Raw genomic sequence first — 22,883 nt, 5'->3', positions numbered from 1 at the left:
CTGCCGGTCGGGTGCGTCGATTTGTCTCAGTTGGAGAACGTGACCGAGTTGTTCTTGCCGCAGTCGTCCACGTCGCTCTGGTCCATCGTCGCGTAGGGCTTGAATGCCGGCAGCTCGCGCGCCAGTGCCTGCTGGCTGGCCAGCATCGCTGGCAGGCGATCACAGATGCGCTTGGCCTGGACCTCGATCTTGGCGGCTTCGGCGTTGATGCGCTTCTCCACACCTTCGCTGTCGCCGCTGAAGATCCCCTTCAGCGCTTCGCCGGCCGCATTGGCACCGAGCTTGGCACCGGCCAGGCCGACATCCATGCCGTCCATTGCGATGGCGACCACGTGGCCGCGGTACTCCTGCAGGTGGCGGCGCTGGGTGTCGTTGGCCGCGACCTCCTTGCCAGCGATCAGCAGGCGGCCGTCGGGCGTGATCTCCGCACGCGGCTGCTTGTCCGCGGAGATCTTGATGTTGCCCTGGGTGATGTCCTTGCGGGCATCGTCCATGGCTTCCTTGACGGTCTGGCCGACGCCGCTGGTGGCTTCGGCGACGCTCTTGCCGACGGTCTTGTCGGGGGCGGAGGACGTGCCGCCGCAGGCGATCAGCGGCAGGCAGAGCAGAGTGGTGGGCAGCAGGCGCAACAGATTCATGATGTTCCCCTGGACGTGTCTGGAAGAGGATTACTTGCCGCGCGGCAGGGTGACCCGGCCGCTGACGTTGCGGTGTTCGACATCGCCGCTGCCGCTGTGGTCGACGGTCAGGGTGCCGCGCACGCCGTCGACGTGGATGTCGCCCGAACCGTGGCTGCGGACATGCACATTGCCACCGATGTCGGCCAGATCGACCCCGCCGGAGCCGACCACGCCCACTTCAACGTTGCCCTGCACGCGCTTGAACTCGATATCACCCGAGCCCACGGTATCCAGCCGCGCGTTGCCGCGCACATCGGTGATCTTCAGGTCACCGGAGCCGACGGTGCCGGTACTGGCGTCGCCGCTGATGTTGCGTACGGTGACGTCGCCGGAACCCAGTGACAGCAGATTCAGGGAGCTGCCGCCATCGATGTTGAGGTCGCCGGAACCCACTGCAGCGTGGATGCTGCCGCGGGTGCCGCGGGCCACCGCGTCACCGGAGCCGACGTCCACGCTCAGCGACTGTGCGTTCTCTACGCTGGCATCGCCGGAGCCGACCTTGAACTGCAGCGGCAGGTTGTCCGGCACGCTGCCGCGGATATCCAGCCAGGCGTAGCTGTTGCCCAGGCTGATGCCGCTTTGGCGGCCGTCGCGGCGCAGGCTGACGACCAGCTTGTCGCCCACCTTGCGCTGGTCCAGTACCAGCTGGTCCAGCCATTCCTGGCTGGACGCGCAGGCGCGGCCGTCCAACTGGCCGCCGCCGGCGCTGGCGACCACCTTCAGGTCGTGCTGGTTGACTTCGAACACCACCGTTTTGGCACCGGCCACGTCCAGCTTCAACGCGCGGGCGGCAGTGAACTTGCAGTTCGGAGCATCGGCGGCCAGCGCCGACAACGGCAACAGCAACAACGCAGAACAGGCGAGCAAAGAACGCATGGGTGGTGCCTCCGGATGGATGGGATCAGATCTCGCCGGCGCGCTTGCGCAGGCGGATGGCGAGGAAGATGAACACTGCACCGACGGCCGCTCCGATCCACAGTTCCGGCATCGCCAGCGACTTCAGCTGCGAGGCGGGGGACATCAGGCTGACCACCGAGTCCAGGTCGCGGCGCGAACCTTCACCTGCGCCGAGGCGGTACAGCAGGTCCATGCCGGGCACGCCGCCCAGCAGCAGGCGGCCGACGATGTTCTGCCAGAACCAGCCGGTGGTCAGGCCGAACAGCGGCATGATCTTGGTGGTGCTGACGATGACGCCGGCAAACAGTGGCAGCATCACCGCCCACAGGAACGGCTTGCTCTTGGCCCAGGCCGAGCACAGCAGCAGCCAGCCTGCAGTGGGCAGGGCCCACAGCGCGTAGACCGGAATCCAGCTCAGGTGGCCAGCGGCCAGGGTCAACGGGCTGGCGGGCCCCCAGATCAGGGCCATCGGGCTGCCACCGTGCATCAGCGCGACGATGCTGATGATCAGCATGAAGCCGAACATGGTGATGATGCCGGCAATCACCGCGATCAGCGGCGCCACGACAAGTGCGCTGATCACCTTGGACAGCACGGTCTGGGTGTCCGACAGCGGCAACGACTTCCAGAACAGGATGCTGCGGTCGCGGCGGTCGTCGTACAGGGCGCCCAGGCAATAGAAGAACACCACGAAGGCCAGCACCAGGAACGGCCAGGCCGAACTGAGCACCAGGGTCAGGTCGAGGCCGTTGCCGAGGTCGGCAAGGTCCTTGCTGTCGATGTTGCGGGTGAGCAGGGCCAGGTCCAGGCCATTGACGTTCACGCTTTCGCCATCGACATGCAGCGCACCGTTGCGCGCCGCGCGGTTCAATGCGAACAGGCCGAAGGCGATGCCGACGGTACTCATCACCAGCGAGATCAGGCCGGCGATCAGCGGGGCATACAGGAAACCGCCGCGGTTTTCCCAGTACTCGCGCTTGAGCAGCCAGCGCAGGGTGCCGAGGGGACTGACGGGGTGGTTGACGGCATTCATGCGTAGGTCCCCTTCATGACGGCGACGAACAGGTCGGCCAGGCCCGGGCTGCGGGTCTCGCCAAGGGTGGAAAGCTGGGCGCGCGGTACGCCGTCGAACAGCATCACGGTCTTGCCGAACGCCAGGCTGCGCTCGTCGATCGGCTTCAGGGCGCGTGCGGTTTCCAGCTGGTCGGCGTTGACCAGCAGTTCGGTGTAGCGCTGGCCGACCTCGTCCATTTCCGCATCGAGCACAATGCGGCCGTCGCGGATGAACATGACGTCGCTGAGGATGTGCTCGATCTCTTCCACCTGGTGGGTGGTGACGATGATGGTCTTCTGCTCGTCGAAGTAGTCTTCCAGCAGGCGCTGGTAGAACTCCTTGCGGTACAGGATGTCCAGGCCCAGGGTGGGCTCGTCCAGTACCAGGACACGGGCATCGATGGCCATCACCAGCGCCAGGTGCAGCTGCACGATCATGCCCTTGGACAGTTCGCGCACGCGCTGCTTCGGCTGCAGCTTGGTATTGGCGAGGAAGCGTTCGCAGCGGGCGCGGTCGAAGCGCGGATGCACGCCGGCGACGAAGTCGATCGCCTCGCGCACCTTCAGCCAGCGCGGCAGCACGGCGACATCGGCGATGAAGCAGATGTCGTTCATCAGCTCGTCGCGGTGCAGGCGTGGATCGCGGCCAAGCACGCTCAGCTCACCTTCCACCGAGGTCAGGCCGAGCAGTGCCTTCAATGCCGTGGTCTTGCCGGCACCGTTGGGGCCGATCAGGCCGACGATGCGCCCGCTCGGGATGCTGAAGCTGGCATTGTCGAGGGCAACGGTGGACTTGTAGGCCTTGCGCAGGCCTTTTGCGGTGATGACGGCTTCGCTTGCTACGGTACTCATCAGATCTTCCCCTGGGGCAGCAATTCGTCGAGGCTCAGGCCCAGGCGCTGGATGCGCTCCAGCACGGCCGGCCATTCTTCATTGAGGAAGCGCTCGCGCTCGCTGCTGCGCAGCTGCGTGGCGGCCTGCTCGGTCATGAACATGCCCAGGCCGCGGCGCTTTTCGACCAGGCCTTCGTCGGCCAGTTCCTGGTAAGCGCGCGAAACGGTGATGGGATTGAGTTGGTAATCGGCGGCCACCTGGCGCACCGAAGGCAGGGCATCGCCCGGCTTGAGGATTCCGTCGAGCATCATGGCGATCACGCGCTCCTTCAACTGACGGTAGATGGGAGCGCCGTCGCTCCACTGGATGTCGCTCATATTCAGCTCCGTGGGGTCAGCGGCTGGGCGAACGAGAAATACGGCATGGACAGGGAGCTGTGCAGCCGACGCGGGGGAGGGGGGGAGGGAGCAGTGGCGTTCCCTGCCGGCGAGGCGGTCGCGTCCTGCGCACTGTCAGCGGAGTCGGAGAAGCTGGGCGCGGCCAACCAGGCCAGCACGATCAGGGTCGAAACGGCAGCGGCCGCAGGTGCGGTGAGGTTGCGACGGATCCGGACGTTCATGGCTTCCCCCTGTCTCAGGTGACTGGTGTTGTATGCAACTATAACACCGGCACGCCCAGGTGCAACCCCCTGCCGTCCCCAACTGATGGCAGGGGTGGTCAGAGTGTTGAAACAATCACTTAAATATTTGATTTAAAAGGAAAATAAAATTGTCGCATGGAGCGATCCAGTGCGGCCTTCCATTCAGCGATGTCCATACCATGTCATCCCTTCGCCATCGAAGATCGGCGAAGGGCGTAGCCGCCACGCCGCGCAAAGCCTGGGTCGCCCCCTGCCATCTGGGCCATTGAAGCCCGGTGCTATAGTTCGGCCGATTCCCGGCCGCTGCTGGCCGGGCCCTGTGAATGGCTACCGCGGACCGCTCCTGATGCCCCTGTCGACCGTTTCTCCGCGCCGCCTGCGCGGCCTGTCCCTGCTGGCCCTGATGGTGGCCGGTGTCGCCGGTTCCGCCAGCGCCCTGGCCGCCGACCTGCTCGACCTGGACTACCGGCCGCTGGCCAGCAAGCAGCAGGTCAACCTGCAGCAGCGCTATCACGGCCAGGTGCTGCTGGTGGTCAATACCGCCAGCAAGTGCGGCTACACCCCGCAGTACGAAGGACTGGAGGCGCTGCAGAAGCGCTACGCAGGCCGTGGTTTTGCGGTGCTCGGTTTCCCCTCCAATGATTTCAAGGGGCAGGAGCCGGGCGACGAGAAGCAGATCCAGGATTTCTGCACGCTCACCTACGGGGTCAAGTTCCCGATGTTCGAGAAGGTGCATGTGGTCGGTGCGGAGGCGACGCCGCTCTATCAGCGGTTGACGGCGGCCACCGGCGTGGCACCGGGCTGGAATTTCCACAAGTACCTCGTCGGCCGCGATGGCAAGGTCATCGCCCAGTTCGCCAGCAAGGTGACGCCGGATGATCCGCAGCTGACCGCGGCCATCGACAAGGCGCTGGCTGCAGCCGCCACTCATTGATATCCGGCACGGATGCCTCGACATCGACGGCATGCGTGCGACAATGTTTCTTTTCGCGCCGACGTCGGCGCCCAGACACTTCCAGGAATGCAGCGAATGAAGATGGGAATGCGCGGCGCAGCGGCGTCGGTTCTGATTCTGGCGATGGGCACTTCGGGTGTCGCTCTGTCGCAACAACCGGCTGCCCCCGCAGCCGCCAAGGAGACCGCAACCTTGAATTCCCCCAAGCAGAAGCTCGGCTACGCCATCGGCCTGGACGTGGCCAAGTCGTTCACCCCGATCGCCGATGAGATCGACGTGGCCGCGCTGCGTACCGCCGTGGAGCGTTCGTTCGAAGGCCTGCAGCCGCAGATCACCCAGGAACAGGCCAAGGCCACCGACGCGGCCCTGCGCCAGGTCGTGATGGCCCGCAGCGGCCAGCAGGTGCCGGGCATGGCGCCGGGTTCGCAGCCGCCGAAGGTCGACCGCGTCAAGGTGTCGCAGATGATCGGTTCCTACTCGGTGGGCCCGTCGCTGGCGCAGCTGAAGGACGACATCGACGTTGCCTCGCTGTTTGACGCGATCAGCACCGGCCTGAGCAAGGGTCAGCCGAAGATGACGGAAGCTGACGCGACCGCCACCATCCAGGCCTTCATGGGCAGCAAGCAGGCTGAAATACAGGCCAAGGCTGCCGCTGCTGCGCAGACCAACCGTGAGGAAGGCAATGCCTTCCTGGCCAAGAACAAGACCCAGCCGGGCGTCGTGACGACTGCTTCGGGCCTGCAGTACCAGATCATCCGCCCGGGCAGCGGCGAGCGCCCGCTGCCGAGCAGCAAGGTGCGCGTGAACTATGAAGGCAAGCTGCTCAACGGCACCGTGTTCGACAGTTCCTATGGTCGTCAGCCGGCCGAGTTCGGCCTGGACCAGGTGATCAAGGGCTGGACCGAGGGCGTTGCGCTGATGCCGGTCGGTTCGAAGTACCGCTTCTGGATCCCGGGCAATCTGGCTTATGGCGAGAATGGCACCCCGGGTGGCCCGATCGGCCCGAACGCGACTCTGACGTTCGACGTCGAGCTGCTGGGCGTCCTGCCGTAAGCCACCACGGAGCCTGCACGGACATGCGCGTTGCGATTTTCGGTACCGGTTATGTAGGTCTGGTGACCGGTACCTGCCTGGCCGATGTCGGTCATCAGGTGGTCTGCGTCGATATCGACCAGGCCAAGGTGGATGGCCTCAACCAGGGCATCATCCCGATCTATGAGCCCGGCCTGGAGCCGATGGTGAAGGCCAACCACGCCGCGTTGCGGCTGGCATTCACCACCGATGCCGCGTCCGCGATCGCGCATGGCCAGGTGGTGTTCATCGCCGTTGGTACCCCGCCGGACGAGGACGGCAGTGCCGACCTGCAGTACGTACTGGCCGTGGCCCGTACCATTGGCCGGCACATGAGCGTGCCGACCGTGGTGGTCAACAAGTCGACGGTGCCGGTGGGCACCGCCGACAAGGTGCGTGCCGCCATTGCTGAAGAACTTGCCGCGCGTGGCGCGGACATCGCCTTCGATGTGGTGTCCAACCCGGAATTCCTGAAGGAAGGCGACGCGGTTGCCGACTGCATGCGCCCGGACCGCATCATCATCGGTGCGACCAGCGAGGAGTCGGTGGCGGTGATGCGCCGCCTGTATGCGCCGTTCAACCGCAATCACGACCGCGTGGTGGAAATGGACGTGCGCTCGGCCGAGCTGACCAAGTACGCGGCGAACGCGATGCTGGCGACCAAGATTTCGTTCATGAACGAAATCGCCAACATCGCCGAGCGTGTCGGTGCCGACGTCGAGCAGGTCCGCCAGGGTATCGGTTCGGACCCACGCATCGGCTGGCACTTCATCTATCCGGGTGCCGGTTACGGTGGATCCTGCTTCCCCAAGGACGTGCAGGCGCTGGCCCGCACCGCGCAGCAGCATGGTCTTGAGCCGAAGCTGTTGAACGCGGTGGAAGCGGTCAATGATGCGCAGAAGGGCCACCTGTTCGCCCTCATCCAGCGTCATTACGACAAGGGCGAGGACGAAGGCGTGCGCGGCAGGACTTTTGCCGTGTGGGGCCTGGCATTCAAGCCGAACACCGACGACATGCGTGAAGCCTCCAGCCGTCGCCTGCTGGCCCAGCTGTGGGAAGGCGGTGCCACGGTGCGTGCCTACGACCCGGAAGCGATGCATGAATCGCAGCGCATCTTCGGCGAGCGCGATGACCTGGTGTTCTGCAACAGCGCCGATGAAGCCCTCGAAGGGGCCGACGCGCTGGTGGTGGTTACCGAGTGGAAGCAGTTCCGCAGCCCCGATTTCCAGAAGCTGCGCGAGCAGCTGAAGGACGCGGCGGTGTTCGACGGGCGCAATCTGTACGATCCGGCCGAAGTGGAAGCTGCTGGCCTGGCGTACTACGGCATTGGCCGGGGGCGTTCGTTGCATGTCTGACCTGCTGCCGACCGAGCGCGAGCAGGCGCTGGAAGCGCGCCTGGTCGAACTGGAAATGCGCGTGTCCTTCCAGGAACAGGCGCTTGCCGAATTGAGCGATGCGCTGGCCGATGCGCGCATGCAGGGCATGCGCAACGCCGACGTGCTGCGCGTGCTGCTGGAGGACCTGGGCAAGGTCCGCAACGCACTGAATTCTTCCGATCCGGCGAGCGAACCGCCGCCGCCGCACTACTGATCCGAATCCTATGAGCGATACCCTCCGCGACCAGCTGATGGGCCTGGGCTTCAAGCCGGCGCCCAAGCCCGAGCGCAAGAATGATGGCCCCCGCCGTGATGGCCGCCCGCAGGGCAAGGGTGGCAATGGCAATGGCAATGGAAAGCCGCAGGGCGCAGGCCGGGGCGAGCACAAGCCTGGCGAGCGCCGTGGGCATGGCCCCGGCAAGTCGGGTGGCCCGGGCAAGCCCGGCCAGTTGCGTGGCCAGGGCCCGCATGGCCCGCGCAAGCCGCGCAGCGCCGAAGAGATGGATCTGGCCAAGGCCTATGCCATCCGCGCCCAGCGCGAGAAGGAAGAGCGCATCGAGACCGAGCGCCTGAAGCAGGAAGAAGCACGCGTGCGCCGCGAGGCGAAGGCCAAGCTGGAAGAACTGCTGAAGGACAAGAGCCTCAATGCCGAGGCGGCCGACATTGCCCGCCACTTCCCGTATGGCGGCAAGATCAAGCGTATCTACGTGACCGCCGAACAGCTGACCGCGCTCAATGCCGGTGAACTGGGCGTGGTCCAGCTCAATGGCCGTTACCTGCTGGTGACCGCCGAAGTGCTGGCACAGTCCGAAGCGGTGTTTGCCGCATCGGTGGCGCTGAAGGTCGACCCGAACGCGCCGGCCGAGGAAGATCCCTACGCGGACCCGCAGTACCAGGTGCCGGACGACCTGGTCTGGTAACTGAACCTGCTGCACGATGAAAACGCCGGGCATTGCCCGGCGTTTTCGTTACCGGGCCCGCGCAATGCTGCGGCGTGCACGGATCAACGGCAGGCTCAGCGCGAAGAAGCACAGAAGGGCGCCGACCAGAGCGAACCCGCTTCCCGCGAGGAAGGCCGTGCGTCCCTCGTCGATCTTCCACAATTGGCCGGCGATGAGCGCGCCCAGCACGCCGCCGACACCGGACGAGAAGCCGTACAGCAGGCCCTGGCCATGGCCGTTGAGGCGACCCGGGAAGTAGGTCGCCAGCATCTGCATCGCCGCCGCGAAGAACGCCGCAAAGCCCAACGCATGCGCGGTCTGCGCCAGCAGCATCACCGGCAGGTTTTCCGGGAACAGTGCGGTCACCGCCCAGCGCAGGCAGGAGCTGACCAGCGCGATCAGCAGCATCCAGCTGGCGTCGTAGCGGCGGAAGAAGCGACCGATGGTGAAGAACACGCCCACTTCGAACACCACGCCGATGGTCCAGAGCAGGCCGAGCGTGGACGTGCGATAGCCGTGGTGGTCCATGTAGACCGAGAAGAATGTGTAGTACGGGCCGAACGAGAGCTGTTCCATGAAAGCGGCCAGGAAGAATGCCAGCACCGGCGGGCGTCGCACGATCTGCCAGAAGCCGCTGGCATCGCCGCCGGTCCTGCCGATGTCGCGTGCGTAGTGGTTGCTGAAGGCCGAGGCAACCAGCAGGACGAACAGCGGCAGCATCATCCACGGCAGCAGCCCGGCGCGGCTGGCGGTGCCGTCACCTTCGATCAGCCAGCCGAACAGAGTGACGATGGCGATGAATCCGAGCGAACCCCAGACCCGGATCAGGCCGTAGCGATGGCTGTCGCTGCCGAGATGGGTGAGGGTGATCGATTCGAACTGAGGCATCACCGCGTTGTAGAAGAAGCAGAACACGATCATCGCTGGATACATCCATGGCTGCGGCAGGGGCAGCAGGAATGCGGCGAAGCTGATCAGGGTCAGCACGCAGCCGATGCGCAGCAGGCGGATCGGCCGCGGCGAGGCCGCCGCCAGCGAGGTCCAGGCGCTGGGCGCGATTACGCGGGTGGCATACCACAGGCCCATCATCACGCTGATGGCGGTCACGCTCATGCCGCGCGCGGTCAGGAACAGGCTCCAGTACGGAGTGAACGCGCCCAGCGCCGCGTAGTAGAACAGGTAGAAGCTGGACAGGCGGGCAACGGGAACGGTCATCGCGGAATGATGAGGCAAAAAGGGGACGGAGGGGATTAAGTCGCTTATGCACAAACGACTTAATCCCCTCCGTCCCCTTTTTGTGTCATTCGGGGTCGTAGTCGAGGTTGGAGGCCAGCCAGCGTTCGGCCTGGGCACGGTCCACGCCCTTGCGCCGGGCGTAGTCGCTGACCTGCTCGCGGCTGAGGCGCCCGACCACGAAATACTGGCTTTGCGGATGGCTGAAGTAGTAACCCGACACCGCGGCGGTCGGCAGCATCGCGAAGCTTTCAGTCAGTTCCATGCCAGCGTTGGCCTCGGCCTGCAGCAGATCGAACAGTCGGCGTTTCTCGCTGTGCTCGGGGCACGCCGGATAGCCGGGGGCCGGGCGGATGCCACGGTACTGCTCATCGATCAGGGCCTCGTTGTCCAGCGTCTCGGCCCGGGCGTAACCCCAGAATTCGATGCGCACGCGCTGGTGCAGGCGCTCGGCCAGCGCTTCGGCGAAGCGGTCGGCCAGGGCCTTCAGCAGGATCGCGTTGTAGTCGTCATGCTCGGCTTCGAAGCGCGCGACATGCGCGTCGATGCCGATGCCGGCGGTGACCGCGAATGCGCCGATCCAGTCGTCCCGGCCGCTGTCGGCCGGTGCAATGAAATCGGCCAGGCAGAAATCCGGGCGCTCGGCCGGCTTGTCCACCTGCTGGCGCAGGAAGTGCAGGGTGGTTTCGCCCTGCGGGTGCTGCACGCGCACATCGTCGCCGATGCTGCTGGCCGGCCACAGGCCGAACACCGCCTTGGCGGTCAGCCACTTCTCGCCGACGATGCGGTCGAGCATCGTGCGGGCGTCCTTGTACAGATCGCTGGCCTGGGTGCCGACGATCTCGTCGGTGAGGATCGCCGGGAACTTGCCGGCCAGCTCCCACGCCTGGAAGAACGGCGTCCAGTCGATGTAGTCCACCAGCTCGGCCAGCGGATAGTCATCGAACACGTGCAGGCCCGGCTGCTTCGGTGTGGGCGGCGTGTAGCTGTCCCAGTCGCCTTGGAATTTCTGCCCGCGTGCGTGCTCCAGCGATACCAGGCGCTTGGCATCGCCACGGTTGCGATGACGCGCACGGATCTCGGCATAGTCGGCCTCGTTGGCGGCAACGAAGGCGTCGCGCAGGTCGCGCGAGATCAGCGACTGGGCCACGCCGACCGCGCGCGAAGCATCCTTCACCCAGACCGTCGGCGCGTGGTAATGCGGGTCGATCTTCAGTGCGGTGTGCGCGCGTGAGGTGGTCGCGCCACCGATCAGCAGCGGAAGGTCGAAGCCCTGTCGCTGCATCTCGCGGGCGACGTGGCTCATCTCCTCCAGTGATGGAGTGATCAGGCCGGACAGGCCGATCAGGTCGGCGTTGTGTTCGCGCGCGGCATCGAGGATCTTCTGTGCTGGAACCATCACGCCCAGGTCGACCACCTCGAAGTTGTTGCAGGCCAGGACCACGCCGACGATGTTCTTGCCGATGTCATGCACATCGCCCTTCACCGTGGCCATGATGATCTTGCCGTTGCTCTTGGCGGTGTCGCCACTGCGCGCCTTTTCCGCTTCGATGTACGGCAGCAGGTAGGCCACCGCCTTCTTCATCACGCGCGCGGATTTCACCACCTGCGGCAGGAACATCTTGCCGGCGCCGAACAGGTCGCCGACCACGTTCATGCCGTCCATCAGCGGGCCTTCGATCACGTCCAGCGGGCGGCTGGAGGCCTGACGGGCGAGCTCGGTGTCTTCCTCTACGAAGGCATCCAGGCCGTGCACCAGCGCGTGCGCCAGGCGCTGCGCCACCGGCTTCTCGCGCCAGGCCAGGTCCTCGGTCTTCGCTGCGCCCTTCCTGCCCTTGTAGCGCTCGGCGATTTCCAGCAGGCGCTCGGTGGCGTCGCTGCGGCGGTTGAGGATCACATCCTCCACGCGCTCGCGCAGCTCCGGCTCCAGCTCGTCGTAGATCGGCATGGCACCGGCATTGACAATGCCCATGTCCATGCCGGCGGCGATCGCGTGGTACAGGAAGACCGAGTGGATGGCCTGGCGTACCGTTTCGTTGCCACGGAACGAGAACGACACGTTGGAGACGCCGCCGGACACATGGCAGTGCGGCAGTGTCTGCTTGATGATGCGGGTGGCTTCGATGAAGTCCACCGCATAGTTGTCGTGCTCTTCGATGCCGGTGGCGACGGCGAAGATGTTCGGATCGAAGATGATGTCCTGCGGCGGGAAGCCGATCTCGTCGACCAGGATGCGGTAGGCGCGGGTGCAGATCTCGACCTTGCGCGCGCAGGTATCGGCCTGGCCGCTTTCATCGAAGGCCATCACCACCGCAGCGGCGCCATAGCGCAGCACCTTGCGTGCATGCTCGCGGAACAGCGCCTCGCCTTCCTTCAGCGAGATCGAGTTGACCACGCTCTTGCCCTGCAGGCACTTCAGGCCGGCCTCGATCACGCTCCACTTGGAGGAGTCGACCATCACCGGGATGCGCGCGATGTCCGGCTCGGACATGATCAGGTTGAGGTAGCGGGTCATCGCCGCTTCCGAATCGATCAGGCCCTCGTCCATGTTGACGTCGAGGATCTGCGCGCCGCTGGCCACCTGCTGGCGGGCCACGTCCACCGCCTCCTCGTAGCGGCCTTCCTTGATCAGCTTGCGGAACTGCGCGCTGCCGGTGACGTTGGTGCGTTCGCCGACGTTGATGAACAGCAGGTCCGGGGTGATGACCAGGGGTTCCAGGCCGGACAGGCGGGTAGGGCGGACAGGCGTCATGGCAGGCGTCGGCTCAACAGCAGTAGGGCGGGAAGTGCGGGACGGTGGCGGCAACGTTCATGCGGCCTGCTCCCGGGTGCCGGGCAGCGCGCGCGGCGACAGCCCGGCCATGGCATTGGCAATCGCACGGATATGGTCGGGCGTGGAGCCGCAGCAGCCACCGACCAGGTTCAGCAGGCCATCTTCGGCGAAGCCTCGCAGGGTGCTGGCCATGTCCTCCGGCGTCTCGTCGTACTCGCCGAAGGCATTGGGCAGGCCGGCATTGGGGTGTGCGCTGACGTAACAGTCGGCGACCTGTGCAAGGGTTTCCACGTGCGGGCGCATCGCATCGGCGCCCAGCGCGCAGTTCAGTCCGATCGACAGCGGTCGTGCATGCGCCAGCGACGCATGGAACGCTTCGGCCGTCTGCCCGGACAGGGTGCGTCCGGACGCGTCGGTGATGGTGCCGGAGATCATCACCGGCAAGCGCGCGCCGCGCGCATCGAACGCTTCCTCCAGCGCATACAGCGCCGCCTTGGCGTTGAGCGTGTCGAAGATGGTCTCGACCATGATGGTGTCGGCGCCGCCATCGATCAGGCCGTCGATGGCTTCGCGATAGGTGTCGCGCAGCTCGTCGAAGCTGGTGTTGCGGAAGCCGGGATCGTTGACGTCAGGGCTGATCGAGGCGGTGCGGCTGGTCGGCCCGATCACCCCGATCACGAAGCGCGGTTTGCCCGGTGTGGTTGCGGCCACCGTATCGCAGCAGGCCCGTGCCACTGCAGCGCCCGCCTTGTTCAACTCGTACACCAGGTGTTCGAGGTGGTAGTCGGCCTGGCTGACCGACGTGGCGTTGAAGGTGTTGGTCTCGACCAGATCCGCGCCCGCTTCCAGGTAGGCGGTGTGGATGTCGGCGACGATCTGCGGCCGGGTCAGCAGCAGCAGGTCGTTGTTGCCCTTCAGGTCATGTCCTTCCGGCGCCGCATGGTCGCAGCCCGGGCCGTGCGCGTGGTCGTAGCCACCGGCGAAGCGCTCGCCGCGGTAGTCGTCTTCCTGCAGGCCATGGCGCTGGATCATCGTTCCCATCGCGCCGTCGATGATCAGGATCCGATCGCGCAGGGCGTCGAGCAGGGCGTTGGCGCGGTCAGGGTGCAACCAGGGCAGGGTGGACATGGCGATTTCCGGCTCAGGGCTTGTTGGCGATCAGCGAGATCACTTCGAAGTGCGGCGGGCGCTTTTCGCGGGTGACCGTCTCCAGGCTCGAGACCTGCAGGCCGGCCTTGTCGACGAATTTGCGCAGTTCCTTGTCGCTGAAGCCGAGGTTGACGTGGCCATAGGCCTCCACGGCCGCCTTGTGCTCATGACGGGCCAGGCTGCACAGCAGCAGACGCCCCCCCGGGCGCAGCACGCGCGCGGCTTCGGTCACCGCCTGCGCCGGCTTGTTGGCATAGGTCAGTGCGTGCATCAGCACCACCAGGTCGAAGCTGCCGTCCTTGAACGGCAGCGCATGCATGTCGCCCTCGCGCACTTCCACATTGGGCAGGCGACGCAGCCGCTCGCTGGCCGCGGCGACCACGCGCGCGCTGGTGTCGATGCAGATGTAGCGCTTGGCATGCGGGGCCACCAGTTCGGCCAGCACGCCGTCGCCGGAAGCGATGTCCAGCACGTCGCCGGTTTCCAGCAGCGGCAGCGCGGTACGCGCCAGCGCCTCCCAGGTCCGTCCGGGAGAGTAGTGGCGTTCCATGTCGCCGGCCACGCTGTCGGCCCAGTTCTGGTCGGAGGCACGGTGGGCCAGTACCGCGGCCACGCGCTCGGCATCCTTGCGCAGCAGCGGATCGTCGCTTCCGTTGCTCAATGCATGCCACAATGCACGCTGCGCCGGGTCCAGCTGGGCTTCGTCGAAGCGGTAATAGGCCGACACGCCGGCGCGGCGGTCGCGAACCAGGCCGGCTTCCTTCAGGCGCGCCAGATGGGTGGACACGCGCGGCTGAGCCAGTCGGGTGATCGCCGACAGTTCGGCCACGGTCAGTTCCTCCTGCTCCAGCAGCGCCAGCAGGCGCACGCGGGTCGCATCGGCGAACACCTTCAGGCGGGTCGACCAATCTTCAAGATCCATAAATATCTACCTATCGCGATATAGAGATATATTCGCTGAGAGGGCCTGCCGCGGTCAAGTCGCTGGCGTACGGAAGCCGCCGGGCCCCGGTACAATCGGTGCACCTGGGCGCGCCCTGCGCGGCCCATAACATCATGTACCCGGGAGGGTGTTGTGGATTTCAGCTTTACTGAAGAGCAGTTGATGTTGCAGGACGTCGCGCGGCGCATCGCGCAGGAAAAGATCGCCCCCAGCGCGGAGCATCATGACCGTACCGGCGAGTTCCCGCTGGACAACATCCGCCTGCTGGGCGAGAACGGCCTGATGGGTATCGAAGTGCCCACCGAATACGGTGGTGCGGGCATGGACCCGGTTGCGTACGTGCTGGCGATGGTGGAGGTCGCCGCCGCCGACGCAGCCCATTCGACCATCATGTCGGTCAACAATTCGCTGTTCTGCAACGGCATCCTCACTCACGGTACCGAGCAGCAGAAGCAGACCTACGTGCGTGCCATCGCCGAAGGCACGGCCATCGGCGCGTTCGCGCTGACCGAGCCGCAGTCCGGTTCCGATGCCACCGCCATGCGTTGCCGCGCGGTGAAGCAGGCCGACGGCACCTTCGTCATCAATGGCAAGAAGAGCTGGATCACCTCCGGCCCGGTGGCCAAGTACATCGTGCTGTTCGCGATGAGCGAGCCGGACAAGGGCGCGCGCGGCATCACCGCCTTCATCATCGATACCGACAAGGCCGGTTTCGGTCGTGGCAAGACCGAGCCCAAGCTGGGCATCCGTGCCTCGGCCACCTGCGAGATCGAGTTCAACGACTATGTGGCGCAGGCCGAAGACGTGCTGGGCCAGGAAGGCGAGGGCTTCAAGATCGCCATGAGCGTGCTCGACGCGGGCCGCATCGGTATCGCCTCGCAGGCCATCGGCATCGCCCGTGCCGCCTATGAAGCGACCCTGGAGTACGTGAAGGAGCGCAAGGCGTTCGGCGCGGCCATCGGTACCTTCCAGATGACCCAGGCCAAGATCGCCGACATGAAGTGCAAGCTGGACGCAGCGCTGCTGCTGACCCTGCGCGCGGCGTGGGTGAAGGGCCAGGGCAAGCGCTTCAGCACCGAAGCGGCGGTGGCCAAGCTGACCGCTTCGGAAGCCGCGATGTGGATCACCCACCAGGCCGTGCAGATCCATGGCGGCATGGGCTATTCAAAGGAAATGCCGCTGGAGCGTTACTTCCGTGATGCCAAGATCACCGAGATCTACGAAGGCACCTCGGAGATCCAGCGCCTGGTGATCGCCCGCAACGAGACCGGGCTGCGCTGATGGACACGACGGGGCGGCGATTGCCGCCCCGTATCGCTTGTGCGATCAACGTGGCAATCGGCAGACGATATCCCTTCCATTCCATTCACAGACGACCTGCAGCGACTCAGGTGGAGCACCCGGGAACATGTTCACCCCATAGAGGCGCCCGGAGTCGACCCATCGATCCAGATCGTCCCGGCTGTTGAAGTTGTAGATGCCGGCGAAGTGTTGGGCCAGGCCGGGGCTGGTTGCCGCGCCGTCGGGAATCATGTTGCCATTGGCGTCCTTGCTCTCGCCCTGCACGTATTTGGCGGTGTCCACTGACGAGGGGACGATGACCAGCGTGGTCTTCGAGCCATCGCGCCAGGTGATCCTGTAGAGTGCACTGTCGATTCCCAGGGCCTTGCTGACGAAGCTCAGGCCGATCGAGGACAGGAATGTCGCCATGCTGTTCCAGGCCCTCGACGATGTCGTGGCGCCGGTGAATGCCTTGCCCATGGCGCTCTCCAGTCTGAAACGCTCGGTTGCCATCTGCACGACATCGTAGGCATTGAGGTTCCTGTGTTCTTCCGGGAATCGTATGCCGTTGGCCGATTGCGGGTCATCCGGATGCACTTCGAACTGGGCACCTCTGCCTGCCGTCTGCCGCGAGGCGAACTGAGTGATCGGCACATTGTTGTCGAGCATGCCCATGATCCGGTTGAAGGATGCACTGATCGATTCGGGAATCTGCGCCCTTGTTGCGCGATAGCGGCGCAGCTCGCGATCGTATTCCACGTCGAAGCCATGGATCCGGCGCTGCTGGAAGTCGGCGACGATGGTGGGCCCCGTTCCCGAGGACAGCGCCAGCGCGCGTGGATCGCGACAGTTGTCGCAGACGAGGACGCCTGCCGCATGGGCGTCCTGGATGCTGCTGGCCGCGAAGAGGGCGGCAAGCAGCAGGGCGGGACGGCTGAAGAGTCGTAGTGGTGCTCTTTCCATGAACGGTCTCCTGGACGGCATCGGATCGATTGCCTTGGAGGCATCTGGATAGCAACGATCCGGGCGTGCCGCACTTCTGCGCGCCCATGAATCCAAAGCGGGGGACTTCTGCGAAACCGGTAGACGCCTTGAGCGCCTCGGTGTCGGGGACTCCCACCGCTGCAGTGGAAGGGGCTTTCCGGTACAGGCCATATGCGACCGGTCTCTGGGCAGTCGGCAGGCCAACGATCAATTGGCATTCCGGCTCGATGATCGCAGAATGCCCGGCCGTTCATGGACACCACCACATGCTCATCTATCGAGGCGCAGGGCTGCTGACCCTGCTCACGCCGATTGCTGCCGTGCTGCTCATCCTGGTTCTGTTCCCCGATCCTGCGGTGGGTCGGGGCAATACGTCACTCGGCCAGGTCCTGTTGGCGTTCGGCCTTGGCTCGGCAATCAATACAGTGCTGGGTTTCGTGCTCAATCGAAAGCCGCGTGCACATGGCCAGCATGCTCCGCATCACTTCTTCTTCCTGCCGATGCAATGGCCTGCGATGGCGGTTGTGGCCGTGTGCGTGGTGGTGGCGCTGCTGCGCTGAGACGTTGCCCGAACAGCGCCAACCAAGGTTGGCGGCTACCGGGCATGCCGTTGCCCTGGTAGATGCCAACCTTGGTTGGCATGGATTCAGATGTGGCAAGAAAAAAGGCCCCGGATCGCTCCGGGGCCTTTTCGTTTCAGCTCACCGCCGGATCAACGATCCGGACGATGCGCGGATTCCGCGTCGCGCTGGCGTTCCAGGAACTCCTTGGAAGGTTCATCCAGCTTGTCACCCAGCATGCGGCGCACGACCACGAAGAACACCGGGATCATCAGCAGGCCGAGCAGGGTGGCGAACAGCATGCCGCCGATCACGCCGGTACCGATGGCGTGGCGGGAGTTGGCGCCGGCGCCGGTGGAGATCGCCATCGGGATCACGCCCATGATGAACGCGAACGAGGTCATCAGGATCGGGCGGAAACGCAGGCGGGCCGCCTCGATGGTGGCATCGCGCAGGTTCTTGCCGGCTGCACGCTGCTCCACCGCGAACTCCACGATCAGGATCGCGTTCTTCGCTGCCAGGCCGATCACGGTGATCAGGCCGATCTTGAAGAACAGGTCGTTGGGCAGGCCACGCAGCATCGACAGGCCGAGTGCACCGAGCACGCCCAGCGGCACCACCAGCAGCACCGCCACCGGGATCGACCAGCTTTCATACAGCGCGGCCAGGCACAGGAACACCACCACGATGGACAGCACCAGCAGCAGGGTCGCGGCGTTGCCGGCCAGGATTTCCTGGTAGGACATGCCCGACCAGTCGTAGCCGAAGCCGGCCGGCAGGTCGTCGTTGACGATGCCTTCCATGGTCTGCATCGCTTCGCCCGAGCTGGTGCCCGGCGCCTGCGAACCGACGATGTTGATCGCCGAGTAGCCGTTGTAGCGGCTCAGCGACGGCGGCGCGGATACCCACTCGGACTTGACCACCGTGTTGAGCGGGATCATCGCGTTGGTGCCGTCGGCATTGGTGGTCAGGCTGGACGGGCTGTAGAAGCTCTTCAGCGACTCCTGGCCGGTGCGGTACGGGCCATCAGCCTGCATGGTCACGCGCTTGATGCGGCCTTCGTAGAAGAAGTCGTTCACGTACACCGGGGCCAGCATCAGCTGGATGGTGCTGTACACGTCCGACACCGACATGCCCATGGACTGCGCCTGCACGCGGTCCACGTGCAGCTGCAGCTGCGGCGCGTTTTCCAGGCCGTTCGGGCGCACGCCGACCAGGTGGTCCGGCTTCTGCGCGGCCTGGCCGAGCAGGATGTTCCGGGCCTGGGTCAGCTGCTCGTAACCGGCACCGCTACGGTCCTGCAGCCACATGTCGAAACCACCGAACTGGCCAAGGCCCTGCACGGTGGGCAGGTTGACCACGAAGATCTGCGCTTCCTTGATGCCGTAGAACGCGCCATTCATGTTCTGGATGAACTCCGGCGCGGTGAACTTGCGTTCCTCCCACGGCTTCAGGCGGATGAAGCCCATGCCCACGTTCTCGCCGGAACCGACGAAGCTGAAGCCGGCCACCTGCAGCATGCCTTCATAGCCATCCTGCTTTTCCAGGATGCCACGCATCTGCGCGAACACTTCGTTGGTCTGGCCCTTGGTCGAGCCCGGCGGCAGCTGCACGATCGCCAATGCATAGCCCTGGTCTTCTTCCGGCAGGAAGCTGCCCGGCATGCGGGTGAACAGGAAGCCGCACAGAGCGGTCAATACCACGAACAGGATCATCCAGCGCGGCGCATGGCGCACCGCCGAGGTGATGTGGCCCACATAGGTGTGGCTGATCTTGTCGTAGTACTTGTTGAAGGTGCGGTAGATGATGTTCGGGTTGTCGTTGTGCGTCGGCTTGAGGAAGGTCGCGCACAGCGCCGGGGTGAAGCCCAGGGCCAGGAACGCCGAGAACGCCATCGAGATGGCGATGGTCAGCGCGAACTGCTTGTAGATCTCACCGGCGGCGCCGCCCTGCAGGGCGGACGGAATGAACACCGCAGCCAGTACGACGGTGATCGCCACCACCGCGCCGGTGATCTGGGTCATCGCCTTCTGCGTGGCCGGCTTCGGCGCCAGGCCCTCCTCGGTCATGATGCGTTCGACGTTCTCGATCACCACGATCGCGTCATCGACCACGATGCCGATCGCCAGCACCATCGCGAACAGGGTCAGCTGGTTGATCGTGAAGCCGATCATCCACATGCCCAGGAAGGTGCCGAGCAGGGCCACCGGGATGACCAGGGTCGGGATCAGGGTGGCGCGGAAGTTCTGCAGGAAGATCAGCATCACCAGGAACACCAGGAACACTGCTTCGAACAGGGTCTTGACCACTTCCTGGATCGAGATCTTGACGAAGGTGGTGCTGTCGTACGGCGAGAACCAGGTCACGCCGGACGGGAAGCTGGGCTGCAGCTCGTCCATCTTGGCGCGCACCGCATCGGCCACGTTCAGGGCGTTGGCGCCCGGCAGCAGCTGGATGGCGAAGGCGCCGGTCGGCTTGCCGTTGTACTGGGTGTCGAAGCCGTAGTTGTTGGCACCGAAGGCAACGCGGGCGATGTCCTTCAGCAGCACCCGCGAGCCGTCAGGATTCGCGCGCAGGATGATGTTCTCGAACTCCTGCGGCGAGCTGAAGCGGCCTTCGGCCGAGACCGTGGCGGTGAAGTGCTGGCCTTCCGGCGACGGGTCCGAACCCAGCGCACCGGCGGCGAACTGCACGTTCTGCGCGCGCACTGCCGCCAGCACCTGGCTGGCCGACAGGCCGTAGCCCTGCATCTTTTCCGGGTTCAGCCAGATGTTCATGGCGTACTCGGAACCAAACTGCTGGGTGCTGCCGACGCCGGGGATGCGCGAGACCTGGTCGAGCACGCGCGAACCGACGATATCGTTCAGGGCATCACGGTTGATGGCCGGCGTATCGGACTGCAGCGCGATCACCATCAGGAAGCCGGCATTGGCCTTGGCCACCACCACGCCCTGCTGGGTCACTTCCGAAGGCAGTCGGGGCGTGGCCAGCGAGACCTTGTTCTGCACCTGCACCTGGGCGATGTCCGGATCGGTACCGGTCTCGAAGGTCAGGGTGATCTGCGCACGGCCGTTGGAGGCGGACGAGGAACTGAAATACAGCAGGTGATCGATACCGGTCAGCTGCTGCTCGATCACCTGGGTGACCGATTTTTCCGTGGTGTCGGCACTGGCGCCCGGGTAGGTCGCCGAGACGGTGACCTGCGGCGGGGCGATGTTGGGATAGGACTCCACGCCCAGGTTGAGGATCGCGATCACGCCGCTGAGCGAGATCAGGATCGCAACCACCCAGGCGAAGACTGGATGTTCGATGAAAAATTTAGGCATGACGGAAGGTTCCCGTTACTGCTTGTTCGAATCGGTGGCGGCCGGCTTGGCCGCATCGGCCTGCTCGGGCTTGGCCGCGTCGGCCGGTGCCTTGCCTGCGGCCGGTGCTGCACCTGCCGGCGCGCCGCCTGCGGCAGGCTTGCCGTTGGCGTCCTGGCCTGGGGTCCACGGCTTGGCCACCGCCGGTGCACCTTCCTTGACCTTCTGCACGCCGGCCACGATCACCTTGTCACCGGCGGCCAGGCCGTCGCTGACCAGCCAGTTGCCGTTCTGCGCGCCGTCGGTCTTGACGTTCTTGCGAACGACCTTGCCATCGGCGCCCACCACCATCACGTAGCCGCCGGTGGTGTCACGCAGCAGCGCCTGCTGCGGCACCAGGTAGGCGTTGTTGCGCTCGCCCAGGTTGGCCTGGAAGCTGACGAAGGCACCCGGCAGCAGGATCTGCTGCGGGTTCGGCAGCAGCGCACGCAGCGACACCGCGCCGGTGGCCGGGTCGACCGTGGTCGAGGAGAAGTCCAGGGTGCCCGGCTCGCTGTAGGTGCTGCCATCGGCCAGCTTGACGCTGACGGTGGCCTTGCCGTCACCGGACAGTGCCAGCGCACCCTTGGCCTGCTGCGCGCGCAGCTGGCTCAGTTCGTCCACGCTCAGCGAGAAGTTCACGTACAGCGGATCGAGCTGGTCGACGGTGGTCAGCAGGGTCACGTCGCCCTGGCCGACCAGCGCGCCCTCGGTGACCTGCTGCTTGTTGGCCACGCCGCTGATCGGTGCGGTCACTTCGGTGTAGCCCAGGCTGATGCGCGAAGAGGTCACCGCCGCCTCGGCCTGCTTGACCGCGGCCAGCGCGGTGCGCTCGGCCGATTCAGCGTTGTCCAGGTCGGACTTGGAGACGAACTGCTGCGGCGCCAGGGAGCGGGCGCGATCAGCGGCCACCTTGGCATTGGCATAGGTGGCGCGGGCCGAGGCCAGCTGTGCTTCGGAGGCGTTGAGCGAGGCGCGCAGCGGGGCCGGGTCGATCAGGAACAGGGTCTGGCCCTGCTTGACCTGCGAGCCTTCCTGGTAGACGCGCTTGAGCAGCACGCCCGGCACGCGCGCGCGCACGTCGGCGCTGCGGAACGGCGACAGGCGGCCGACCAGCTCGCGCTGCAGCGGCAGGGTCTGCGGCTTGGCGTCGATCACGCCCACCTCCGGCGGCGGGGGCATCTGCTGTTCCGGCTTCTTGCAGGCAGCCAGCGCGACAGCAACGGCGCACGTCAAGGCAAGGGTGCGGAGTGGGGCGGTCATCAGGAGGAACTCCGGGGTTGGTTTGTAGGCGGGGCCGGCAACGGCTGTGGCGCGAATGCGCGCAGGAAGCTGTCGACGGAGAACTCTGCCCAGCGCCGACGCAGCAGCGCGTCATCACGATGGGGGGTATGGAAGCGCTGTTTGTCGAAATCCTGACCGGCGATCATGCTCAGCAGCAGTTCGGCCATGAAGTGCGGGTCGTCATGCCGGAGCTGGCCGCGCATGCAAACGGTTTCAATCCATTCAGCAAGATGAAGCGTCAGCGCGCCGGCCCCATGCCGGTACAGCGTACGCGCCTCTTCGGGAAACTGGGCCGCGTCGGCAGCGATCAGCCGACAGGCCTGTCCTACGTGCGGTTGGTTGAAATGCTCCAGGAAGTCGGTGGCGAACTGGAGCAGGCTGGCACGCAGGTCGTCAGTGCGGAGTGCACGGACCATGGCGCCGGTGGCGTGGCCGACATGGCGCTGCATCACCCGGCGCAACAGATCCTGCTTGCTGCCATAGCGCGAGTACAGGGTCTGCTTGGAGCAGCCGGCGTGCTGGGCCACCGCCTCCATGCTCATCTGCATGCCCTGCTGGGCCAGCAGTTCGCGTACGGCGTCGAACACGCGCTCATCGCGTGCATCGAGGGCAACGGGGAGGTAGGCCGGATTCACGCGGTGGACTATACCGTCCAGTTCAGGATTGTGGAATCGCATCGGCGTCGCCGCGTGTGTCTTCCGGTAACACGTTTTGCCGATCCTGTCGGCAGTGCTGAAACAGGCGCCAGCACCATACCGGTGCGAACTGAATAGGCGTCTAAACCGCAGCAAACCCGAATCTGCTTATTCCGTCCTGCAGCAAGGCCTTTTCGTGCGGTAGGGCTACAATTTCATTTTCCCAACTGAGCAAGCGCATCGCTCTGCC

The 22,883-nt window shown here is 65.3% G+C and carries 21 protein-coding genes; 7 read left to right on the top strand and 14 right to left on the bottom strand.

All coding sequences use genetic code 11. The features are described 5' to 3' along the window. Nucleotides 1-26 precede the first annotated feature (26 nt). The 6 genes from ACZK4H_RS14095 to ACZK4H_RS14070 are packed head-to-tail and all read right to left on the bottom strand — an operon-like array spanning nucleotide 27 to nucleotide 4,083. A complete protein-coding gene (locus tag ACZK4H_RS14095) occupies nucleotides 27-638 on the bottom strand; it encodes a DUF2884 family protein (RefSeq protein ID WP_099552632.1) in 612 nt (203 codons plus the stop codon). A 30-nt stretch (nucleotides 639-668) separates the two neighbouring features. After that, complete coding sequence (locus ACZK4H_RS14090; RefSeq protein WP_099552633.1) at nucleotides 669-1,556, bottom strand: DUF4097 family beta strand repeat-containing protein; 888 nt, start codon at nucleotides 1,554-1,556, stop codon at nucleotides 669-671. Nucleotides 1,557-1,581: 25 nt separating this feature from the next. Beyond that, the gene (locus tag ACZK4H_RS14085; protein WP_099552634.1) at nucleotides 1,582-2,610 is read right to left on the bottom strand and encodes an ABC-2 transporter permease; all 1,029 of its coding nucleotides are present in this window, start codon (nucleotides 2,608-2,610) and stop codon (nucleotides 1,582-1,584) included. Then, nucleotides 2,607-3,482: an ABC transporter ATP-binding protein gene (locus ACZK4H_RS14080; RefSeq protein WP_099552635.1), complete on the bottom strand. Its 876-nt coding sequence runs from the start codon at nucleotides 3,480-3,482 to the stop codon at nucleotides 2,607-2,609. The genes ACZK4H_RS14085 and ACZK4H_RS14080 overlap by 4 nt, the downstream gene beginning before the upstream one ends. Further along, the gene (locus tag ACZK4H_RS14075) at nucleotides 3,482-3,841 is read right to left on the bottom strand and encodes a GntR family transcriptional regulator (RefSeq protein WP_079222416.1); all 360 of its coding nucleotides are present in this window, start codon (nucleotides 3,839-3,841) and stop codon (nucleotides 3,482-3,484) included. The genes ACZK4H_RS14080 and ACZK4H_RS14075 overlap by 1 nt, the downstream gene beginning before the upstream one ends. A gap of 2 nt (nucleotides 3,842-3,843) precedes the next feature. Then, nucleotides 3,844-4,083: a hypothetical protein gene (locus ACZK4H_RS14070; protein WP_142806340.1), complete on the bottom strand. Its 240-nt coding sequence runs from the start codon at nucleotides 4,081-4,083 to the stop codon at nucleotides 3,844-3,846. Between the two features lie 367 nt (nucleotides 4,084-4,450). On the opposite strand from ACZK4H_RS14070, the gene ACZK4H_RS14065 reads away from it, so the two are divergent. The 5 genes from ACZK4H_RS14065 (at nucleotide 4,451) to ACZK4H_RS14045 (ending at nucleotide 8,426) form a co-directional block, all read left to right on the top strand. Then, the gene (locus ACZK4H_RS14065; protein WP_099552399.1) at nucleotides 4,451-5,038 is read left to right on the top strand and encodes a glutathione peroxidase; all 588 of its coding nucleotides are present in this window, start codon (nucleotides 4,451-4,453) and stop codon (nucleotides 5,036-5,038) included. 96 nt (nucleotides 5,039-5,134) lie between these two features. Beyond that, nucleotides 5,135-6,112: an FKBP-type peptidyl-prolyl cis-trans isomerase N-terminal domain-containing protein gene (locus ACZK4H_RS14060; protein ID WP_099552392.1), complete on the top strand. Its 978-nt coding sequence runs from the start codon at nucleotides 5,135-5,137 to the stop codon at nucleotides 6,110-6,112. Nucleotides 6,113-6,135: 23 nt separating this feature from the next. Next, nucleotides 6,136-7,485, top strand: a complete 1,350-nt coding sequence (locus tag ACZK4H_RS14055) for a UDP-glucose dehydrogenase family protein (RefSeq protein ID WP_099552391.1) — start codon at nucleotides 6,136-6,138, stop codon at nucleotides 7,483-7,485. Then, a complete protein-coding gene (locus ACZK4H_RS14050) occupies nucleotides 7,478-7,720 on the top strand; it encodes a SlyX family protein (protein ID WP_005410256.1) in 243 nt (80 codons plus the stop codon). The genes ACZK4H_RS14055 and ACZK4H_RS14050 overlap by 8 nt, the downstream gene beginning before the upstream one ends. 10 nt (nucleotides 7,721-7,730) lie before the next feature. Beyond that, nucleotides 7,731-8,426, top strand: coding sequence for a DUF2058 domain-containing protein (locus ACZK4H_RS14045; RefSeq protein ID WP_099552390.1), 696 nt, complete (start codon nucleotides 7,731-7,733; stop codon nucleotides 8,424-8,426). A gap of 48 nt (nucleotides 8,427-8,474) precedes the next feature. On the opposite strand, the gene ACZK4H_RS14040 is transcribed toward ACZK4H_RS14045, so the two are convergent. The 4 genes from ACZK4H_RS14040 to ACZK4H_RS14025 all read right to left on the bottom strand — a co-directional run bounded on the left by ACZK4H_RS14040 (nucleotide 8,475) and on the right by ACZK4H_RS14025 (nucleotide 14,524). Beyond that, entirely contained in the window at nucleotides 8,475-9,662 is a 1,188-nt protein-coding gene (locus ACZK4H_RS14040) for an MFS transporter (protein WP_099552389.1), read from the bottom strand. Nucleotides 9,663-9,747: 85 nt separating this feature from the next. Next, complete coding sequence (gene metH, locus ACZK4H_RS14035; protein WP_099552388.1) at nucleotides 9,748-12,432, bottom strand: methionine synthase; 2,685 nt, start codon at nucleotides 12,430-12,432, stop codon at nucleotides 9,748-9,750. 57 nt (nucleotides 12,433-12,489) lie between these two features. Further along, complete coding sequence (locus ACZK4H_RS14030; RefSeq protein ID WP_099552387.1) at nucleotides 12,490-13,581, bottom strand: homocysteine S-methyltransferase family protein; 1,092 nt, start codon at nucleotides 13,579-13,581, stop codon at nucleotides 12,490-12,492. 13 nt (nucleotides 13,582-13,594) lie between these two features. Beyond that, on the bottom strand, nucleotides 13,595-14,524 hold the full coding sequence (locus ACZK4H_RS14025) for an ArsR/SmtB family transcription factor (protein ID WP_099552386.1): 930 nt from the start codon (nucleotides 14,522-14,524) through the stop codon (nucleotides 13,595-13,597). 153 nt (nucleotides 14,525-14,677) lie between these two features. Between ACZK4H_RS14025 and ACZK4H_RS14020 the strand changes: the two genes are divergently transcribed. Next, nucleotides 14,678-15,826, top strand: a complete 1,149-nt coding sequence (locus ACZK4H_RS14020; RefSeq protein WP_099552385.1) for an acyl-CoA dehydrogenase family protein — start codon at nucleotides 14,678-14,680, stop codon at nucleotides 15,824-15,826. A gap of 45 nt (nucleotides 15,827-15,871) precedes the next feature. Here the strand turns inward: ACZK4H_RS14020 and ACZK4H_RS14015 are convergent, their stop codons facing one another. Continuing rightward, complete coding sequence (locus ACZK4H_RS14015) at nucleotides 15,872-16,789, bottom strand: hypothetical protein (protein WP_099552384.1); 918 nt, start codon at nucleotides 16,787-16,789, stop codon at nucleotides 15,872-15,874. Nucleotides 16,790-17,076: 287 nt separating this feature from the next. Here ACZK4H_RS14015 and ACZK4H_RS14010 point away from each other — a divergent pair, with 287 nt between their 5' ends. After that, nucleotides 17,077-17,370 (top strand): hypothetical protein, encoded by a 294-nt coding sequence (locus tag ACZK4H_RS14010; protein ID WP_099552383.1) that lies wholly within the window; start codon nucleotides 17,077-17,079, stop codon nucleotides 17,368-17,370. A gap of 152 nt (nucleotides 17,371-17,522) precedes the next feature. On the opposite strand, the gene ACZK4H_RS14005 is transcribed toward ACZK4H_RS14010, so the two are convergent. Genes ACZK4H_RS14005 through ACZK4H_RS13995 form a run of 3 tightly spaced genes read right to left on the bottom strand, consistent with a single transcriptional unit; the run spans nucleotide 17,523 to nucleotide 22,633 of the window. Continuing rightward, nucleotides 17,523-20,696, bottom strand: a complete 3,174-nt coding sequence (locus tag ACZK4H_RS14005) for a multidrug efflux RND transporter permease subunit (RefSeq protein ID WP_099552382.1) — start codon at nucleotides 20,694-20,696, stop codon at nucleotides 17,523-17,525. A 15-nt stretch (nucleotides 20,697-20,711) separates the two neighbouring features. Next, on the bottom strand, nucleotides 20,712-21,977 hold the full coding sequence (locus ACZK4H_RS14000) for an efflux RND transporter periplasmic adaptor subunit (RefSeq protein WP_099552381.1): 1,266 nt from the start codon (nucleotides 21,975-21,977) through the stop codon (nucleotides 20,712-20,714). Then, nucleotides 21,977-22,633: a TetR/AcrR family transcriptional regulator gene (locus ACZK4H_RS13995; RefSeq protein WP_049428357.1), complete on the bottom strand. Its 657-nt coding sequence runs from the start codon at nucleotides 22,631-22,633 to the stop codon at nucleotides 21,977-21,979. Before ACZK4H_RS13995 ends, ACZK4H_RS14000 begins: the two co-directional genes overlap by 1 nt. Nucleotides 22,634-22,883: the final 250 nt, after the last annotated feature.

The sequence above is a fragment of the Stenotrophomonas sp. 78350_Sma genome (genome assembly GCF_056482105.1).
Note: the sequence above shows the minus strand (reverse complement) of the source record. Positions and strands in the feature narration are given on the sequence as shown.

Excerpts from the sequence above, each read along its gene's own strand:
- ACZK4H_RS14030 (WP_099552387.1), bottom strand. The coding sequence starts at position 13,581 with ATGTCCACCCTGCCCTGGTTGCACCCTGACCGCGCCAACGCCCTGCTC.
- ACZK4H_RS14000 (WP_099552381.1), bottom strand. The coding sequence starts at position 21,977 with ATGACCGCCCCACTCCGCACCCTTGCCTTGACGTGCGCCGTTGCTGTC.
- ACZK4H_RS14060 (WP_099552392.1), top strand. The coding sequence starts at position 5,135 with ATGAAGATGGGAATGCGCGGCGCAGCGGCGTCGGTTCTGATTCTGGCG.
- ACZK4H_RS14040 (WP_099552389.1), bottom strand. The coding sequence starts at position 9,662 with ATGACCGTTCCCGTTGCCCGCCTGTCCAGCTTCTACCTGTTCTACTAC.
- ACZK4H_RS14045 (WP_099552390.1), top strand. The coding sequence starts at position 7,731 with ATGAGCGATACCCTCCGCGACCAGCTGATGGGCCTGGGCTTCAAGCCG.
- ACZK4H_RS14090 (WP_099552633.1), bottom strand. The coding sequence starts at position 1,556 with ATGCGTTCTTTGCTCGCCTGTTCTGCGTTGTTGCTGTTGCCGTTGTCG.
- metH (WP_099552388.1), bottom strand. The coding sequence starts at position 12,432 with ATGACGCCTGTCCGCCCTACCCGCCTGTCCGGCCTGGAACCCCTGGTC.
- ACZK4H_RS14075 (WP_079222416.1), bottom strand. The coding sequence starts at position 3,841 with ATGAGCGACATCCAGTGGAGCGACGGCGCTCCCATCTACCGTCAGTTG.
- ACZK4H_RS14010 (WP_099552383.1), top strand. The coding sequence starts at position 17,077 with ATGCTCATCTATCGAGGCGCAGGGCTGCTGACCCTGCTCACGCCGATT.
- ACZK4H_RS14005 (WP_099552382.1), bottom strand. The coding sequence starts at position 20,696 with ATGCCTAAATTTTTCATCGAACATCCAGTCTTCGCCTGGGTGGTTGCG.
- ACZK4H_RS14080 (WP_099552635.1), bottom strand. The coding sequence starts at position 3,482 with ATGAGTACCGTAGCAAGCGAAGCCGTCATCACCGCAAAAGGCCTGCGC.
- ACZK4H_RS14055 (WP_099552391.1), top strand. The coding sequence starts at position 6,136 with ATGCGCGTTGCGATTTTCGGTACCGGTTATGTAGGTCTGGTGACCGGT.
- ACZK4H_RS14065 (WP_099552399.1), top strand. The coding sequence starts at position 4,451 with ATGCCCCTGTCGACCGTTTCTCCGCGCCGCCTGCGCGGCCTGTCCCTG.
- ACZK4H_RS14025 (WP_099552386.1), bottom strand. The coding sequence starts at position 14,524 with ATGGATCTTGAAGATTGGTCGACCCGCCTGAAGGTGTTCGCCGATGCG.
- ACZK4H_RS14095 (WP_099552632.1), bottom strand. The coding sequence starts at position 638 with ATGAATCTGTTGCGCCTGCTGCCCACCACTCTGCTCTGCCTGCCGCTG.
- ACZK4H_RS14015 (WP_099552384.1), bottom strand. The coding sequence starts at position 16,789 with ATGGAAAGAGCACCACTACGACTCTTCAGCCGTCCCGCCCTGCTGCTT.
- ACZK4H_RS14085 (WP_099552634.1), bottom strand. The coding sequence starts at position 2,610 with ATGAATGCCGTCAACCACCCCGTCAGTCCCCTCGGCACCCTGCGCTGG.
- ACZK4H_RS14050 (WP_005410256.1), top strand. The coding sequence starts at position 7,478 with ATGTCTGACCTGCTGCCGACCGAGCGCGAGCAGGCGCTGGAAGCGCGC.
- ACZK4H_RS14070 (WP_142806340.1), bottom strand. The coding sequence starts at position 4,083 with ATGAACGTCCGGATCCGTCGCAACCTCACCGCACCTGCGGCCGCTGCC.